Annotated in this window: 16 protein-coding genes; 4 read left to right on the forward strand and 12 right to left on the reverse strand. The window is 62.8% G+C overall.

Translation table 11 applies throughout. From position 1 onward, the window contains the following. Window positions 1-107: 107 nt before the first annotated feature. Both CO655_RS00465 and CO655_RS00470 read right to left on the reverse strand, forming a co-directional pair. Window positions 108-497, reverse strand: a complete 390-nt coding sequence (locus tag CO655_RS00465) for a hypothetical protein (RefSeq protein WP_010026651.1) — start codon at window positions 495-497, stop codon at window positions 108-110. A gap of 79 nt (window positions 498-576) precedes the next feature. After that, window positions 577-2793, reverse strand: a complete 2217-nt coding sequence (locus CO655_RS00470) for a primosomal protein N' (RefSeq protein WP_097663472.1) — start codon at window positions 2791-2793, stop codon at window positions 577-579. Between the two features lie 213 nt (window positions 2794-3006). On the opposite strand from CO655_RS00470, the gene CO655_RS00475 reads away from it, so the two are divergent. Beyond that, window positions 3007-3939, forward strand: a complete 933-nt coding sequence (locus CO655_RS00475) for a dihydrodipicolinate synthase family protein (RefSeq protein WP_097663473.1) — start codon at window positions 3007-3009, stop codon at window positions 3937-3939. Window positions 3940-3992: 53 nt separating this feature from the next. Here CO655_RS00475 and CO655_RS00480 read toward each other — a convergent pair whose 3' ends face one another. Both CO655_RS00480 and CO655_RS00485 read right to left on the reverse strand, forming a co-directional pair. Next, window positions 3993-4475, reverse strand: a complete 483-nt coding sequence (locus CO655_RS00480; RefSeq protein WP_097663474.1) for a GNAT family N-acetyltransferase — start codon at window positions 4473-4475, stop codon at window positions 3993-3995. A 16-nt stretch (window positions 4476-4491) separates the two neighbouring features. Then, window positions 4492-5442 (reverse strand): GNAT family N-acetyltransferase, encoded by a 951-nt coding sequence (locus CO655_RS00485; protein ID WP_097605961.1) that lies wholly within the window; start codon window positions 5440-5442, stop codon window positions 4492-4494. Between the two features lie 139 nt (window positions 5443-5581). Between CO655_RS00485 and CO655_RS00490 the strand changes: the two genes are divergently transcribed. The 3 genes from CO655_RS00490 to CO655_RS00500 all read left to right on the forward strand — a co-directional run bounded on the left by CO655_RS00490 (window position 5582) and on the right by CO655_RS00500 (window position 8902). Beyond that, complete coding sequence (locus CO655_RS00490) at window positions 5582-6517, forward strand: tyrosine recombinase XerC (RefSeq protein WP_097605960.1); 936 nt, start codon at window positions 5582-5584, stop codon at window positions 6515-6517. A 161-nt stretch (window positions 6518-6678) separates the two neighbouring features. Next, the gene (locus tag CO655_RS00495) at window positions 6679-7755 is read left to right on the forward strand and encodes a TraB/GumN family protein (protein ID WP_097663475.1); all 1077 of its coding nucleotides are present in this window, start codon (window positions 6679-6681) and stop codon (window positions 7753-7755) included. A gap of 112 nt (window positions 7756-7867) precedes the next feature. Continuing rightward, the gene (locus tag CO655_RS00500) at window positions 7868-8902 is read left to right on the forward strand and encodes a TraB/GumN family protein (RefSeq protein ID WP_097663476.1); all 1035 of its coding nucleotides are present in this window, start codon (window positions 7868-7870) and stop codon (window positions 8900-8902) included. A 154-nt stretch (window positions 8903-9056) separates the two neighbouring features. Here CO655_RS00500 and lpdA read toward each other — a convergent pair whose 3' ends face one another. From lpdA to CO655_RS00540, 8 genes are read right to left on the reverse strand one after another with little or no spacing between them, the layout of a single operon-like run. Then, complete coding sequence (lpdA, locus tag CO655_RS00505) at window positions 9057-10463, reverse strand: dihydrolipoyl dehydrogenase (protein WP_097605957.1); 1407 nt, start codon at window positions 10461-10463, stop codon at window positions 9057-9059. Window positions 10464-10489: 26 nt separating this feature from the next. Next, window positions 10490-11128, reverse strand: a complete 639-nt coding sequence (locus CO655_RS00510; RefSeq protein WP_097663477.1) for a LysE family transporter — start codon at window positions 11126-11128, stop codon at window positions 10490-10492. 20 nt (window positions 11129-11148) lie between these two features. Then, on the reverse strand, window positions 11149-11901 hold the full coding sequence (locus CO655_RS00515; protein ID WP_097663478.1) for an SDR family oxidoreductase: 753 nt from the start codon (window positions 11899-11901) through the stop codon (window positions 11149-11151). After that, complete coding sequence (locus CO655_RS00520; RefSeq protein WP_097663479.1) at window positions 11898-12428, reverse strand: hypothetical protein; 531 nt, start codon at window positions 12426-12428, stop codon at window positions 11898-11900. The genes CO655_RS00515 and CO655_RS00520 overlap by 4 nt, the downstream gene beginning before the upstream one ends. After that, window positions 12425-13174, reverse strand: coding sequence for a DUF4241 domain-containing protein (locus CO655_RS00525; RefSeq protein ID WP_097663480.1), 750 nt, complete (start codon window positions 13172-13174; stop codon window positions 12425-12427). The genes CO655_RS00520 and CO655_RS00525 overlap by 4 nt, the downstream gene beginning before the upstream one ends. An 11-nt stretch (window positions 13175-13185) precedes the next feature. Then, window positions 13186-14448, reverse strand: a complete 1263-nt coding sequence (odhB, locus tag CO655_RS00530; RefSeq protein ID WP_097605953.1) for a 2-oxoglutarate dehydrogenase complex dihydrolipoyllysine-residue succinyltransferase — start codon at window positions 14446-14448, stop codon at window positions 13186-13188. Window positions 14449-14488: 40 nt separating this feature from the next. Beyond that, window positions 14489-14797, reverse strand: coding sequence for a YciI family protein (locus CO655_RS00535; RefSeq protein WP_097663481.1), 309 nt, complete (start codon window positions 14795-14797; stop codon window positions 14489-14491). A gap of 15 nt (window positions 14798-14812) precedes the next feature. Continuing rightward, on the reverse strand, window positions 14813-17797 hold the full coding sequence (locus tag CO655_RS00540) for a 2-oxoglutarate dehydrogenase E1 component (protein ID WP_097606007.1): 2985 nt from the start codon (window positions 17795-17797) through the stop codon (window positions 14813-14815). Between the last annotated feature and the right edge of the window lie 129 nt (window positions 17798-17926).

Consider the following 17926-nt stretch of genomic DNA (forward strand, 5'->3'; position numbering starts at 1 on the left):
CTCGCAACACGCGTAATGCCCGAATACGCCTTTCACATGAATTTCTGTTCGCAAAATTGCGCAATGGCCTGAAAGCGGGCCGCGCAAGCCGCCGCCGGCGGCGAAAATTATGCCTGGAAGAAGCCGAAAACATACAGCAGCGGCAATGCCGCGATAATCGCCTGCACAACCAGAAGTAAATAGTTGAGGTAAGTACTCCCCTTATCTGACAGGATGGAGACGATGCGGGCAAACGCGGCCATGGCGAACGCTGCGCCGAAGGCGGTATAAATCATCGGCTGAGCCAGCATGATAGCAGCGAGGCCAAGACCGAGATAGAAGCCGCCCATCGATCGGACCTCGCTGAAACCTTCAGGCCGCTCGCCGCGCGGCGCCAGACCGAAGACCCTCATCGCAAGACCGGGCGCAAACATGATGACGAAGCCGGCAAAGGCCGTGAAGGCGGCTGCGCCGAAGGCAAGCTGCTCGCCAAATTCCGTCGGAAACTCAAATTCCATGCCTCGACCCCAAATCACCCGCTGATTCTGTGTTTATGCCATGATCGGCCGGATCCGGAAACGCAGCGTGCGGAACGATCTACAGAAAGCTCTGCGGATCGATATCGAGCTGCACCTGCACCGATCCGCGCTCCTTCGGCGATTGCGACAGCATCGCCCGCAGGAAGCCCTGCATGTCGGAGTTGCGCCGACCGTGCACGAGAAGCCGGAAGCGATGGCGGCCGCGCACCAGCGCCAGCGGCGCCTCCGCCGGGCCGAGCACCGAGATTCCGGACACCTGGGGTGCGGCGTTACGCATGCCGCGTGCATGGTTTTCGGCGTCGTGGCGGGTTTCGGCCGAGACGATGATCGAGGCCAGCCGGCCGAAGGGCGGCAGGGCGGCGCGTTCGCGCTCGGTGATCTCGCGCTCGTAAAAAGCATCGGAATCGCCGGATACGATCGCCTGCATCACGGGATGCTGCGGCTGGTAGGTCTGCAGCAGCCCATGGCTCTTGAGCCCGGTGCGCCCGGCCCGGCCGGTCACCTGCGACAGAAGCTGGAACGTGCGCTCGGCCGCGCGCGGATCGCCATTGGCGAGGCCAAGATCGGCGTCGATGATGCCGACCAGCGTCATCAGCGGAAAATTGTGGCCCTTGGCGACGAGCTGGGTGCCGATCACGATATCGGCCTCGCCCTTGGCGATGGCATCGAGCTCCAGCCGCAGCCGCTTCACCCCACCCATGATATCCGAGGAAAGAACGATCGTCCGCGCCTCGGGGAAATGCCGCTCCACCTCTTCGGCGATGCGCTCGACGCCAGGCCCGCAGGCAACCAGATGGTCGAGCGTGCCGCATTCCGGGCATGCTTCCGGCGTGCGCTCGGCATGGCCGCATTGATGGCACTGCAACTGCTTGCGGAAACGATGCTCGACCAGCCAGCTCGAACATTGCGGGCATTGGAAGCGGTGACCGCAGACCCGGCAGAGCGTCAGCGGCGCATAACCGCGCCGGTTGAGAAAGAGCAGCGCCTGTTCGCGCCGCTCCACCGTCTTGCCGATCGCCCGGATCAGCACCGGCGACAGGAAACCGCCCCGCTCCGGCGCGTGCCTGCGCATGTCGATGAGATGCAGGTCGGGCAGCGCCGCATCGCCGAAGCGCGTCGGCAGATGCACGGTGGTGTAGCGCCCGTTCTGGCCGTTGACCTGGCTTTCGACCGATGGCGTCGCCGACACCAGGACAACCGGGAAATCGCCGATACGGCCGCGCACCACGGCCATGTCGCGGGCGTTGTAGAAGACCCGATCCTCCTGTTTGTAGGCGGGATCGTGCTCCTCGTCGACGATGATGAGGCCGAGATCCTCGAAAGGCAGGAAAAGCGCCGAGCGGGCGCCGGCCACGACGCGCACTTCGCCGGTCACCGCCTGGCGCCAGACTTTTTCGCGCATGCGCGGGGCGAGGTCGGAATGCCATTCGGCGGGCTTTGCCCCGAAGCGATCCTGAAAACGCTCCATGAAACTGGCCGTCAGCGCGATCTCCGGCAGCAGGATCAGCACCTGCCTGCCACGTTTCAGCGTCTCGGCGATCGCCTCGAAATAGACCTCGGTCTTGCCGGAACCGGTGACGCCGTCGATCAGCGATACGGTAAATTCGCCCTTGCGAACGTCGGAGACGATCTCCGCGGCCGCCTCTTTCTGCGGCCCTTCGAGGCGCGCGGTGGCAAAGTCGGGATCCGGCATCGCCACGACCGGCGGCGGCGGCAGGAAGATCGTTTCGAAGATGCCGAGCGTGATCAGCCCGTCGACGACGCTGGTCGAAACACCCGCCGCATGCGCCAGGCCGCTGCGCGTCCAGGACAAGCCGTCCGAAGCGGTCTCGAGCACCCGGACGCGCGCCGGCGTCAGCCGCTCCGGCTCGCCGCCGACGAACTTCAGCCCCTCGACCATCGGCTCGGGCTCGAAGGCGTTCGGCGCCCTGAGCGCCATGCGCGCGACGAGGCCGGGCGGGGAGAGCGTATAGGCCGCCACCCAGTCGATGAAATCCCGCATCTCCCGGGAAAGCGGCGGGCAGTCGAAGACATGGCTGATCGGACGGAGCTTCTTCGGATCGACGCCATCCTCGCCGCCGTCCCAGACGACGCCGATCACCTGTCGCGGCCCAAGCGGCACCTGCACGACCGAGCCGGGCTCGACCGCCATGCCCTCCGGCACCGAGTAGGAATAGGGTTTCGGCGCCGGCATCGGCACCAGCACCGGAACCGTTCGGTTCAGGGGCGGTGCTTCGAACAGCGCGCCAAAGAGATCGGACGAATCTGTGCTCATCGGGCGAGACCATGCCCGCAAATCGATGCAATTGGAACCGCAAAGACGAGGCGGCGCATCTTGCGCGGAATACGGATTGCGGAGGGCTCGCCAGGATCGCCCGTACCCTCAAGAAAAGGTTGCCCGACGAACGATTGGCCGCATAGATTGCCGGAGAGATTCAATTGGAAATGCCGAAGCGCTGTTCTTCGGCCGCTGAATTGGAGCGCGCGAATGGCCAGACTGACCGAAGACGCCAAGGGGGTCTATGTGATCGCCGTAACCCCGTTCACCGACGACGGCGCGCTCGATCTCGACAGCATCGACAGCATGGTCGACTTCTATGAGGGCGCCGGCGTCACCGGACTGACGGTGCTCGGCCAGCTCGGCGAGGCTCCGAAGCTAACCGCCGAGGAATCGCGGACCGTGGTCGAACGGGTGCTGAAGCGCCTCGACGGGCGCCTTCCCGTCGTCGTCGGCGTCTCGGCGCCCGGACTTGCGCCGATGCGCGAACTCGCCGAAGCCATCATGGGCGAAGGTGCGGCCGGCGTCATGGTCGCGCCGCCCTGGACCGTCAAGACCGACGACCAGGCCTTCGCCTTCTACCAGTCGGTCGGCGAAGCCTTGGGCGACACGCCCTTCGTGCTGCAGGACTATCCCCTTACCACCAATGTGACGATCGCGCCTGCCGTCATCGAGCGCATCGTCAACGCGGTGACGAATTGCGTCATGCTCAAGCATGAGGATTGGCCGGGTCTTGCCAAGATATCAGCGCTTCGCGCCGCCAGCGACAAGGGTGCCATGCGGCGCATCTCCATTCTTTGCGGCAATGGCGGGCTCTTCCTGCCCGAAGAGATGGGCCGGGGCGCCGATGGCGCCATGACCGGCTTTTGTTATCCCGAGATGATGGTCGGCGTCGTCGAAGCCTATGCGGCTGGCAATCCCGATCGCGCCCATGCGATCTTCGATGCCTATCTGCCGCTTGCCCGCTACGAACAGCAGCAAGGCATCGGCCTTGCCTGCCGCAAATATGTGCTTGCCAAGCGCGGCGTCATCAAGTCCGCGAACCTGCGCAAACCGGGCGCCAGGCTTTCGGCTCTCGATATTGCCGATGTCGAGCGGCTGCTGGCCCGCCAGGCCATTCGTCTCAAGGAGATCGGCGCCTGAGGATGGGGCTTGAGGGCGACAGGATCGACGGCAGCAGATATGATTGCCGGCGGCTATGGACGGCGAAACAACGACGATTCGCCGTCAGGGCAGCCTGACCCATCGAGCTCGAGAACATGGCTATAACGGCCCCGCCCGCGGGGCTGAAACCCGAGCGACTCCCAGAATTTTGCCGCGGCATCATTTCCCGCATGAACGGTGACGATGCTGCAGCAGGGCCGCGCATGATCGAGCAGAGATAGGGCGAGCATCCGGCCGATGCCGCGCCGGCGCATTGCGGGACGAATATAGAATCGCCGCATCCGCAACGCCCCTGACATGGTGGGCTCGATGGTCATGCCCCCGATGCCCGCAAGCCCCTCCGCAACATAGGCGCCCAGCAACCTTTCGCCGTCACCCTCGAACCTGACGGCACCGACCGACCAATCGCCGATGAGGCGAGTGATATGGAGATGGCCCTCCCGGCGGGCCTCGTTTTCGAGATCTGCGATCTCCTGCGGCAATCGATCGCGGATCATGCGGATATCGATCGTCATGGCAACGACGATCGATCTAGATTGCCGAAACGGCAAGCTCGCGAGGCATCGGCGCGGCCTGGAGGCCGACCGGCACGAAGGTTGCGTCGCCATCGCCAGCCATGTCGTGCACCGTATGTTTCTCCAGCGCCTTCGTCACCTCGTTAAGGTCGCCGTCCAGCTGTTCGGCCGGAATGAGATTGCCGATCACGAAATCGAAACGGTCGCCGCGCTTGTTCAGCAGTTCATGAAAGACCGTCATGTCGCGCAGTTCCGTCGACCATTTCGCCAGCCAGTAGAACAGGCCGGAATTGCGCGCCGTCATGTGGACGGGAAGGATCGGCAGATTGTATTTGCGCGCCAGCCCGACCGCCGACGTCTTCCAGGGGCGTTCGTTCAGCCGGCCGTTCGCCCAATAGGCGATACGGCCTGATGGAAAGAGCACCGTCGCCTTGCCTTCCCTCACCGCGTGGTTGGTCAATTGCAGCGTCTCACGCGCCTTGAGCTTGCTCTTGTGCTCCTCCCGCCACTCGACCGGGATGACCATCTCGGCGAAACGCGGATTGACGCGGATCGCATCGCGATTGGCAAAGAACATCATGTCGGGCCGGCGCGTTTTCAGGAGGTCGAATACGGCGACACCGTCGGCAATGCCGGTCGGATGGTTGCTGACGAGGATGAAGCCGCCTGTATCGGGGATGCGCTCGCCATTGGCGATGCCGATGTCGAGCTTCAGCACGCCGCTCAGATATTCGAACGACTGGAAGCCCGTCATCTTGGCAACCGCGTTGGCGAATTCGATCGCCTTGTTGTAGCGCAGAAGCGTGTAGAGGAACGGCCGCATGACGGGCCAGAGCGGATTTTTGACGATCCTCTGGCCGCGTTCGGCAATCAGCGTGTCGACGATATGACCGGGCTTTCCCTGTGAAACAAGAGCGATCGCTTCCGCGAGTTGTCCGAAAGCCGTCATGGAATCGCGCCGTGCCATGAAAGATCCTGTCTATGGGGTATAAAGCTATCGCAGTAGAATATGATCTAGGGATGACAAGGTTCGGCCGGCATTAGCAATTCCATAACCGTTCCTGCTTCAAATTGGCGGACTTAAAGGCAAATTCAAGGCCAGCGACGTGAATGAACTGCTTGTTATCGCCGACCCGCGCCTGATGGCGGAACGCGCCGCGTGGCTGGAAAACCTCGCTCGTGAACGCCGTCTTTCCGAGCATACGCTCGATGCTTATGAGCGCGACACCCGCCAGTTTCTGACCTTCCTGACCGGCCATCTCGCCGGCCCGGTGACGCTGAGCGACATCCGGGAATTGCGCCCCGCCGACTTTCGCGCCTTCCTTGCCGCGCGGCGCAAGCAGGGCTCCGGCGCCCGTTCGCTCGGGCGCAACCTGGCCGGCCTTCGCTCACTGTTGCGCCATCTCGAAAAGAAGGGCCTGGTCAATGCCGCCGGTGCTGCCGCGATCCGCTCGCCGAAACAGCCGAAGTCGCTTCCCAAGCCGCTGTCGGACACGCAGGCGATCACCGTCGTCAGCAACGAAGCCCAGCTGCATGACGAGCCTTGGATCGCCGCGCGCGATGCGGCGGTCATGACGCTGCTTTACGGCTGCGGCCTGCGCATCTCCGAGGCGCTGGATCTCGTTCCTGCCGACCTGCCGACGGGGGCGGCGACGCTCCGCATCACCGGCAAGGGCAACAAGACGCGACTGGTTCCGCTGCTGCCCGTGGTATTCGACGCGGTCGAGAGATATCGCGCGCTCTGCCCCTATCATCTCGAAAGCGACGCGCCGCTGTTTCGCGGCGCCCGCGGCGGCAAGCTGCAGGCGGCGATCATCCAGCGCGCCATGCAGAAGCTGCGCAGCGCCTTCGGCCTGCCGGAGACGGCAACACCGCATGCGCTTCGCCACTCCTTCGCCACCCACCTGCTTGCCGGCGGCGGCGATCTGCGCACCATCCAGGAACTGCTCGGCCATGCCAGCCTCTCGACGACGCAGGTCTATACCGGCGTCGATGCATCGCGGCTGCTGGAGGTGTATGATCGAGCCCATCCGCGCGCTTGATGCATGGTTGTGACAGCGGCACGCCGCCTATCGGCAAGCTCAGCGCCCATGAATCCGACGTAATGCGATGCGCTAAGTTTTCGTTAACGCATTCTCTTAAAGGATTATGCGCAAGCCGAGCGTAGAGCATGAAGCATAAGGCATGTGACCGGAACATCATCATGACGACATCAATCGGCCGCCGGACCTCTCTCCTCGCAGCATCCGGCAACCTGCTGCTCTGGTTGATTGCAGCCTTCCACATGCTGCTTCTTGCGGCGCTGTTTGTCGCCTTCCTGGCGGCACGGCCGGCGTCGGCCGAAGACGGTGCCTGCACCGGCCGCAATCTGATGATCGATCTGCAGCAGAGCGACCCCGCCCGCTACGCCGAGGCGGTCAAGGAAGCCGAGGCCGTGCCGAACGGCAAGGGCATCTTCTGGAAGATCGAAAAAGCAGGGCTTGCGCCGTCATGGCTGCTTGGCAGCATGCATGTCACCGATCCGCGCGTGCTGGCTCTGCCGCCGCGCGCCAAGACAGCCCACGACGCCGCCGATACGATCATCATCGAATCCGACGAGATCCTCGATCAACGCAAGGCGACCGCCGCCCTGCTTGCGCGGCCGGAGCTGACGATGTTCACCGACGGCACGACGATCGACAAGCTGCTGTCTGCCGAGGATTACCAGCGGCTGGAAGCCGGCCTCAAGAAGCGCGGCATCCCCCTCAGCGCCGTCTCCCGCATGCGGCCATGGATGATCTCGAGCGCCGTGGCGCTTCCGGCCTGCGAACTCGCCCGCAAGGCCAGGGGCGTGCAGTTCCTCGACCAGAAGATCGCCACCGACGCCGTTGCTCAGGGCAAGCAGGTCAAGGGGCTGGAGACCCTTGCCGAACAGATCCAGGCCATGGCCGACCTGCCGGTCGAATTCCATATGAAGTCGCTGATCGAGACGCTGGAACTCGGCGACAAGATGAGCGACGTCGTCGAAACGATGACCGATCTCTACCTCTCCGGCGATATCGGCATGACGATGCCGATGCTGAAGACCGTGACGCAGGCGAATGCAGACGAGGCCGGCGATTACGCGGCCTTCGAACAGCGCGTCATTCTCGATCGCAACAAGGTGATGGCCGAGCGCGCCGCTCCCATTCTCGACGGCGGCAACGTCTTCATGGCCGTCGGCGCCCTGCACCTGCCCGGCCAGGGCGGCATCATCGAACTGCTGCGCAAGCAGGGTTTCACGGTGACTGCGGTGAACTGAAGCATGCTGTCCGAATAGTCAGCCGCAATGTCAGCTCATTGAGATTGACAACCTCAGTTTGCATACGTCACATGGCGGCATTTGCAGCTTTTCTCCCAGGAAAGTGTTTTCAATGCCCGGGCACAATATGCTTTTCACCTCGAGAGCGTTCGCGAACGGCCCGCTGCTCATCATGGCGGCGGCGCTGACGATATTTTCCTTTTCGCATGCCCTGGCGGATGACGAGCTGGCCTGCTCGGGCAAGAACCTTTTCGCCCAATTGAAAAGGGAAGATCCGGTTCGTTTCGAAAAAGCCATTGAGAGAGCCGAGACGATACCGAACGGCAACGCGATTTTCTGGAAAATCGAAAAATCAGGTGTCGAGCCTTCCTGGCTGCTCGGCACGATGCATGTGAGCGATCCCCGTGTGTTGGATATGCCGGTAGGATTTTACCAGGCCTATGGTGCCGTCGACACTCTGACCGTCGAGCTGGCGGAAGTCGCAGAGCCAGAAAAACTTGCGATCGAAATTTTGAAGCATCCCGAACTGACGACGCTTCAGGGCGACCAAACGCTCGATCATATCCTGCCCCCTGATGCAACCAGTGACGTCGCTGCCGGCTTGAAGAAAAGGGGGATCAATATGAACCTGATGGCGAAGATGCGGCCATGGTTCATCTATATGGGTCTGCAGACACGAGGTTGCGATATCAGGCGCAGCGCAAAGGGCTTTAAGGTCCTGGACGAGGCTCTTGCCCTCGACGCGCTCAATGATGGTATCCGTCTGGTCGGCCTGGAAACGCCGGCCGAGCAATTTGAAGCCATGTCAGATGTCCCGGACAATTTCATGCTTCAAAATCTGCGGGAGTTGCTGGCACTTCCCAATGGTATGGATGACATAACCGAGACGATGATCGACCTATACGACCAAGGCAAAGTCGGAATGATCTTCTCGCTGATCGAGTTCGTTTCGACAGATCAGGCTGCCGCAAAAGCACTCGAGAGCCGGTTGATAACCGATCGAAACAAGGTCATGGCGGAACGGGCAAAGCCTTATCTCGACAACGGGCGCACAATGATCGCGGTGGGAGCAGCGCACCTGCCGGGCGGCGAGGGTTTGGTCGAATTGTTGCGCAAGCAGGGCTTCACCGTCACCGCGGTGAACTGAGGGGGCAGGCGCTCAGCCGAGTGTCATCGGTCGCAGCACAATAATTTCCCAATAGAACTGATGGGCAAGCGCGCCTAAATTTAGCGATCCGCCACAATCAAAACAGCCGCCTGCCTCGCGGCAAGCGGCTGAACGCCTCGTTACGAATATAAGATTACATGTGGATCGGCTTGAAGAAGGTCGCGAGCGCAGCTTCTTTGACCGCTTCCGACATCGTCGGATGGGCGTGGCAGCTGCGGCCGAGGTCTTCCGACGAACCGCCGAACTCCATCAGCACGGCAATCTCGTGGATCATCTCGCCGGCGCCGAAGCCGACGATATGGCCGCCAAGCACCCGGTCGGTGTCCTTGTCGGCGAGGATCTTGACGAAGCCGTCGGTCGCCAGCATCGCGCGGGCGCGGCCGTTCGCCGTGAACGGGAACTTGCCGACCTTGTAGGCGATACCCGCCGCCTTCAGCTCTTCCTCGGTCTTGCCGACCGAGGCGATCTCGGGCTGCGTGTAGACGACGCTCGGAATGACATCGTAGTTCACATGGCCATGCTGCCCGGCGAGGATTTCGGCAAGCGCCACGCCCTCGTCTTCCGCCTTGTGCGCCAGCATCGGACCCTTGACCACATCGCCGATCGCATAGATGCCGGCGACATTGGTCTTGAAGCGACCGTCGATCTCGACACGGGCGCGATTGTCGAGCGCAACGCCGGCCTCTTCGAGGCCGAGACCTGCCGTATAAGGCTTGCGGCCGGTCGCGATCAAAACGACCTCGGCGTCGAGCGTCACCTTATCGCCGCCCTTGACCGGCTCGAAGGTGACCTTGGCGCCCGTATCGCCCTTTTCGACGCCGGTGACCTTGGCGCCGAGATGGAAATCGATGCCCTGCTTGGCAAGCATGCGCTGGAACTGTTTGGAGACCTCGCCGTCCATGCCGCCGAGGATGGTGTCGAGATATTCGACGACCGTGACCTTGGCGCCAAGGCGCGACCAGACCGAGCCCAACTCGAGGCCGATGACGCCGCCGCCGACGACGATCAGCGTTTCCGGCACCTTTTCCAGCGCGATGCCGCCGGTGGAGGAAATGATGGTCTTCTCATCGATCTCGACCTGCACGCCGGGAATGCCGGCGACATCGGAGCCCGTGGCGATGACGATGTTCTTGCCTTCGATCTCCTGCACCTGGCCGTCCTCGGCGGTGACGGCAACCTTGCCGGCCGAGACGATCTTGCCAGTGCCCTGGAAGGCATCGATCTTGTTCTTCTTGAAGAGGAAGGCGACGCCGTCGACATTCGACTTCACTGTCGCATCCTTGTGCGCCATCATATTGGCGAGGTTGAGCGTCGGCGCCGGAATGTCGATGCCGAGCGCGCTCATGCCGTGACCGGCCTGATGGAACATTTCGGAGGCATGCAGCAAAGCCTTCGACGGGATGCAGCCGACGTTCAGGCAGGTGCCGCCATAGGTCGCGCGCTTTTCGACGACGGCGACCTTGAGGCCGAGTTGGGCTGCCTTGACGGCGCAGACATAGCCGCCCGGGCCGGTTCCGATAACGATCACATCGTAAGACATTGCTTCTTTCCCTTTGGATTTTTCAATTAGTCGGCGGCGCGCGACAGCGCGAGGCGGAAGCCGAAGCCGACGAGTGCCGCTCCGGTAATGCGGTTGAACCATTTGCCGCTGGCGATGAAGCGGTCACGGATCGTCTTGACCGTGAAGAAATAGGAGACGCCGGCAAACCAGGCGACCAGCGCCGTCGCCATGCCGATTCCATAGGAGAACTGGATCAGCGCTGGCGTGTCGTGATGCACGAGCGTCGAAAACAAGGACAGGAAGAACAGCACCGGCTTCGGGTTCAGCGCATTGGTGATGAAGCCCATGCCGAGGCATGTCAGCATCGAGGCCGACTTGCGGTCTTCGGCCGTGACGTCGATCTCCTGCACCTTGAACCCCGGTTCGCGGAACGACTTGATGCCGAGGTAGACGAGATAGGCGACACCCGCCCATTTGATCGTTGCAAACAGCATCAGCGACTTGGAGACGATGATCCCGAGGCCGAGGATCGTGTAGCTGATATGGAAAAGCAGCGAGAAGCCCATGCCGAGCCCGGTCATGATGGCCGCACGGCGCCCATGCACGATGCTCTGGCGTAGAATGACTGCGAAATCGGCGCCCGGCACAACGATGAAAATCGAGAAGACGGCCATCAGGCCAAGGAATTCGAAGATGTAGCTCATGGTGATTTCGCCCTGTCCTTCTAACGGCCGCCGCTCACATTGAGGATCGATCCGGTGACATAGGACGCCGACGGTGAAAGCAGATAGAGGATTGCATCCGCCACCTCCTCCGGCATGCCGGCCCGCTGCATCGGGACCGATGGCGCCAATTCGCGCGCCCGGTCCGGCAAGCCGCCGGATGCATGGAGATCGGTTTCGATGATGCCAGGCCGGACGGCATTGACGCGAATCCCTTCCGCGGCGACCTCGCGCGCAAGTCCGATGGTGAAGGTGTCGATCGCCGCTTTCGAGGCCGCGTAATCGACATACTGCGTCGCCGAACCGAGGACTGCCGCCATCGACGAGACGTTGACGATCGCCCCGCCCTGCCCACCATGCCGGTTCGACATGCGGCGCACGGCCTCGGCGGCGCAGAGGATCGAGCCGGTCACATTGACGCGCAGCATGCGCTCGATCCGCTCGACCGACATCTCGTCGACCCGCTGCGGATAGTCGACGATGCCGGCATTGTTGACCAGTCCGTCGAGCCGTCCGAACTGACGATCAAGCGCCGAAAACATCGCGGCGATATCGGCAGCATTGCCGACATCACCCGGGATCGCCACGGCTTCGCCACCGCTTTCGGTGATCGCGGCAACGACGGCATCCGCCGCTTGGCGGTTGGCGGCATAATTCACCCCGACACGCCAGCCCTGGCGTGCGGCAAGGCGGCAGACGGCCGCGCCTATGCCCCGGCTTCCGCCGGTGACGAGAACAACAGGTGTATCGCTCATGTCGCACACTCCTTGAATGTCAGCACATCCCAAGGCGCCACCGAAGCCTTGCCCTCGCCCCAGGCGCTGGATTCGCGAATGGCGGGACCAAGCCCGGGGAGCACCAGCTTTTCGGCGGCCGCAGCGCCCTCCGGCTGCAGATTGTCCATCTCGCCCTTGGCATCCATGCCGTAGACGGCGCCCTGCCAGACCGTGCAGGCGTCGAGATCGGCGCCGGTCACATCGCCCTCGGGACAGTTGAACATCAGGATGCCGATGGCGCGCACCGGATCCTCCGACGGCATGACATAGCCTTCCATGACGACCGATGTCTTGACCGCGCTCACCTTGAACTGGTTGCTGGCGGCAGCCGAGGAAGAATTCAGCGGCGCGAAGCGCAGTTCATAGGCGCCGTCACGGTCGGTGTAGACGGCCTGCTCCTGTTTGCAATCGATAGCGAACGCGGCAACCGGAATGGCGAAAAATGCGGCGGCTGCAATCGTAGCCACGCCTTTCCGTCCTGCCATGATCCCGATCGTCCCGCTCATTGCACCTTCGGCTCTCGCCGTCCGTCAGCATTCTCGATCACACCAAAATCCGTCAACAGCGCCAGCGGGCGGCCATCCTTGTCGAGGCCCCAGAAGACAGGATAGAAACCATCGCCCCAGCCGCTCCAGAACACCGCGACATTGCCCCTCTTGTCGGCCATCGGCCGGTGCAATGCATAATGGCCCTTGTTGGCGTCGAGATCCGCAGCCAGTACGTCATCGTAATAATTGATGTCGGCGTCCGGCTTCTGCGCCTGCACCTGCGCTTCGCGCTCTTCGATCAACGCCAGCGTATCGGCATCCATATAGCAGCCGAGACCGGCGTCGACGGGGTAGCCGAAGAACTCGTCGTCCTTCAGCGTCGCCGGATCTTGTCCGGGCAGGACGGCGAGTTCCCAATGATCCGGCTTACCCTCGGCAAACCGCATGCCGGCGGCGGCGATCCGCCCGAAAGCCTGGTAGAGCGTCACCGGATAGTCGCCCGGTGCAACCGTTCTTGCGAGTGCCGGCCGATCGGGTTGGGCGAGCGGATCGGCGGCGACGATGCGCCCCGAGGTCAGCTCGACATTGCCCATATGGATCACGCCGATCGACCGTCCGGAAAGCTCGGCGTCACCGAGCGTCACCAGCTCGAAATTGCTGCTGGCCTTGCTAACGTCCCAGCCGGCCGCCGATGCGGAAACCGGGGCATGCGCGGCGGCAGCGCAAAGAACAAGGCGCGCCGCTCGCATCATCCGGTTCCGCATGGGAAAGCTCCTTAGAGATCGAGAACCAGGCGTTCCGGATCTTCCAGGCTTTCCTTGACGCGCACGAGGAAGGTGACCGCTTCCTTGCCGTCGACGATGCGGTGATCGTAGGAAAGCGCCAGATACATCATCGGACGGATGACCACCTGGCCGCCGATCGCAACCGGCCGCTCCTGGATCTTGTGCATGCCGAGAATGCCGGACTGCGGTGCGTTGAGGATCGGCGAGGACATCAGCGAGCCGTAAACGCCGCCATTGGTGATGGTGAAGGTGCCGCCCTGCATGTCGGCCATGGAGAGCGAGCCGTCACGGGCTGCCTTGGCAAGACGGCCGAGGTCCTTCTCGATTTCGGCGATCGACATCTGGTCGGCATCGCGGATGACAGGAACAACGAGGCCCTTGTCGGTACCGACGGCCATGCCGACATGGCAGTAATTCTTGTAGATGACGTCGGTGCCGTCGATCTCGGCATTGACCGCCGGCAGTTCCTTCAGCGCATGCGTCACCGCCTTGGTGAAGAAGCCCATGAAGCCGAGCTTGACGCCGTGCTTCTTCTCGAAGATGTCCTTGTACTTGTTGCGCAGGTCCATGACCGCCTTCATGTCCACCTCGTTATAGGTGGTCAGCATGGCGGCGGTGTTCTGCGCATCCTTGAGGCGCTTGGCGATCGTCTGGCGCAGGCGCGTCATCTTCACGCGCTCTTCGCGCGATGCATCCTCGACCGTCGACGGGCCGCGCGCGGCGGCGGGCGCTGCCGCCGGGGCTGCCGGAGCGGAAATGCCCTTGGCGACGGCGGCAATGACATCGCCCTTCAGCACCTGGCCGCGCTTGCCGCTGCCGTCGATCTGGTCGGCGGAGAGATTGCTTTCGGCCAGCATCTTGGCAGCCGCCGGGGCCGGCGGCATGCTGGAGACGGAAGCGCTCGATGACGCTGCAGCCGCAGCGGCGACCGGTGCCGGCTGAGCAGGAGCAGCCGGCGCTGGCTGGGCAGGAGCGGCGGCCGGTGCGGCAGCAGCCGGCGCGGCGGCAGCGACGGCACCTTCGGCGATCTGGCCGAGCAGCGCGCCGAGGCCGACGGTTTCGCCGGCGGCAGCGACGATTTCCGAAAGCGTGCCGGAGACCGGTGCCGGAACTTCGATGGTCACCTTGTCGGTTTCAAGCTCGAGAATCGGCTCGTCGGCCTTGATGGCGTCGCCGACCTTCTTGAACCAGGTGCCGACGGTTGCCTCGCTGACGGATTCACCGAGAGTTGGAACGCGGATTTCTGTGGCCATTGTTCAGATCCTGATTTCGTGTGTGTTCGTTTTAAGCGTTTCAGACGGCGGGCGGCCGCAAGATGATCGAGGGCATTGGCAGGATATCGAAACGGAAACCGAAACCGGAAGCGATGATCGGGTCGCCGTCGGCAACAGCCTGCGCCGCCGCCTGATCCTCGACTTCGACGACCGCCATGCCGAAGGCGCCTTCGCCCTCGAACACGGGACCGACGACGATTGCCGATCCCGCAAAGGCCTGACGATGCCAGTATTCGACATGACGCTTCATCGCCGCCATTTCCTCCGCCGTCCCGTCATGCGGGAAAGTGGGGCGCGGCGGCAGCAGTCTCAGAAAGAAGTAAGCCATCGCGCCCCCCTTGATTTAACCGCCCAAGGCATCCTCGAGGAATGCGGCGAGCTGTGACAGATGCTTCGACATCAGGCCGGTCGCCGGCGAGGCGGCGGCCGGACGGCCGGTATAGCGGACGCGCTGGTACTTCGCATCGATATGGGCAAGCACCCATTCGAGGAAGGGGTCGATGAACGACCATGCGCCCATGTTTTTCGGTTCTTCCTGGCACCACACCATTTCGGCGTTGCGGAAGCGCGACAGCTCGTTGATGAGCGCCTTTGCCGGGAACGGATAAAGCTGTTCGACGCGCAGCAGGTAGATGTCGTCGATCCCGCGCTTTTCACGCTCTTCGAGAAGATCGTAATAGACCTTGCCGGAGCACATGACGACGCGGCGGATCTTGTTGTCCTTCTGCAGCTTGATCGGGCCGTCCTTGATCACCTCCGCATCGTCCCAGAGCAGGCGATGGAAAGCCGATTCGCCGGCCAGTTCGGCCAGCGTCGAAACCGCCCGCTTGTGGCGCAGCAGCGACTTCGGCGTCATCAGGATCAGCGGCTTGCGGAAGTCGCGCTTCACCTGCCGGCGCAGGATATGGAAGTAGTTCGCCGGCGTCGTGACATTGGCGACCTGCATATTGTCTTCCGCGCAGAGTTGCAGGAAGCGCTCCAGGCGAGCCGAGGAGTGCTCCGGACCCTGGCCTTCATAGCCGTGCGGCAGCAGGCAGACGAGGCCCGACATGCGCAGCCACTTGCGCTCGCCCGACGAGATGAACTGGTCGAAGACCACCTGCGCGCCGTTGGCGAAGTCGCCGAACTGCGCTTCCCACAGCGTCAACGCATTCGGACGGGCCAGCGAATAGCCGTATTCGAAGCCGAGCACGGCCTCTTCCGACAGCATCGAGTTGATGACTTCGTAGCGCGCCTGCGTCGGCGAAAGATTGGCGAGCGGAATGTAACGTTCCTCGGTCTCCTGATCGTAGAGAACCGAGTGGCGTTGCGAGAAGGTGCCACGCTCGCAATCCTGGCCGGACAGGCGGATCTTGTGGCCTTCGAGGCAGAGCGCGCCGAAGGAGAGCGCTTCGGCCATCGCCCAGTCAATGCCCTCGCCGGTGGCGATCATGTTGGCCCGGTTTTCCATGAAGCGCTGGATCGTGCGGTGCGCATTGAAGCCGGCCGGGATCTCCGACAGCTTGCGGCCGATCTCCTTCAGCGTCTTCATCGGCATCGCCGTCTTGCCGCGGCGCTGCTCGTCGGCATTGTCGGCGGTGCGCAGGCCCGACCACTCGCCGTCCAGCCAGTCGGCCTTGTTCGGCTTGTAGTGCTGGCCGGCCTCGAACTCCTGCTCGAGATGCGCACGCCAGTCGGCCTTCATCTTTTCGACTTCGCCATCCGTGAGCAGGCCTTCGCGAACGAGACGCTCTGCATAAAGCTGCAGCACCGTCTTGTGGGCGCGGATGACCTTGTACATCTTCGGCTGGGTGAAGGACGGCTCATCGCCTTCGTTGTGGCCGTAGCGGCGATAGCAGAACATGTCGACCACAACCGGCTTGTGGAACTTCATGCGGAATTCGGTCGCAACCTTGGCGGCGTAGACCACGGCTTCCGGATCGTCGCCATTGACGTGCAGGATCGGCGCCTCGATCATCTTGGCGACGTCAGACGGATAGGGCGACGAGCGCGAAAAGGCCGGGTTCGTGGTGAAGCCGATCTGGTTGTTGATGATGACGTGCATGGTGCCGGCGACACGGTGGCCGCGCAGACCGGACAGGCCGAGAATTTCGGCAATGACGCCCTGGCCGGCGAAGGCCGCGTCGCCGTGGATCAGCAGCGGCAGCACCTTGGAGCGTTCGGACAGCGGAATGATGTCGCCTTCCCATACCGTCGCGCTCATGTCCTGCTTGGCACGAGCCTTGCCCATGACGACAGGGTCGACGATTTCGAGATGCGACGGATTTGCCGTCAGCGAGACGTGCACCTTGTTGCCGTCGAATTCGCGGTCGGAGGAAGCGCCCAGATGGTACTTCACGTCGCCGGAACCTTCGACTTCGTCGGGCGCATAGGAACCGCCCTTGAACTCGTGGAAGATGGCGCGATGCGGCTTGCCCATCACCTGGGAGAGCACGTTCAGACGGCCGCGATGGGCCATGCCGAACACCGCTTCCTTGAGGCCGAGATGGCCGCCGCGCTTCAGGATCTGTTCCAGTGCGGGGATCAGCGATTCACCGCCGTCGAGACCGAAGCGCTTGGTGCCCTTGAACTTGACGTCGAGGAACTGCTCGTACCCTTCGGCTTCGATGAGCTTGGCAAGGATCGCCTTCTTGCCTTCGGCCGAGAAGGCCACGCCCTTGTCAGGCCCTTCGATGCGCTCCTGGATCCAGGCCTTCTCCTCCGGATTGGAGATGTGCATGAATTCGACGCCGAGCGTCGAGCAGTAGGTGCGCTCGAGGATCTCGATCATCTCGCGGATGGTCGCGTATTCCAGGCCGAGCACGTTGTCGATGAAGATCTTGCGATCGTAATCCGCTGACGTGAAGCCGTAATTTTCCGGCGACAGCTCATGATAGTCGTCGACGGCAGCGGCGATGCCGAGCGGATCGAGCTTGGCGTGCAGATGGCCACGCATGCGATAGGCGCGGATCATCATGATGGCGCGCACCGAATCGCGGGTCGCCTGCAGCACGTCGGTGGTATCAGTGGGCTTGCCCGCGGCTTCGGCCTTCGCCTTCACCTTGGTTTCGATCGCCTTCTCGACGATGCCCCAATTGCCGTCGAGCGCCGACACCAGATCGCCGCCGGCCGGCAGCGGCCAGTTCTTCTTGCGCCAGGAAGCTCCCTTGGCCGCCTTCTTCACATCAGCAGGATCCTCTTCCAGCGCCTTGAAGAAGGCGCGCCACTGGTCGTCGACCGACGCCGGATCCTCTTCGTAGCGCGCATAGAGCTGCTCGATATAGGCCGCGTTGGCGCCATCCAGAAACGAGGTGATCTGAAACTGCTCGTTGGCTTCTTGCCGTGCCATGGTGATATGCGGACGCTTCCGTCCGCCTCCTGACTTTGATGAATATGCCGGCTTCGTCACCGGCTGCCGCATTCCGATTGCCGCCTGTCCGCGGCGCATCTGTTGGTCTCGTGCTTGTCATACCGGGCG

The organism is Rhizobium sp. M1 (assembly GCF_002531805.1).
Classification (GTDB): Bacteria; Pseudomonadota; Alphaproteobacteria; order Rhizobiales; family Rhizobiaceae; genus Rhizobium; species Rhizobium etli_C.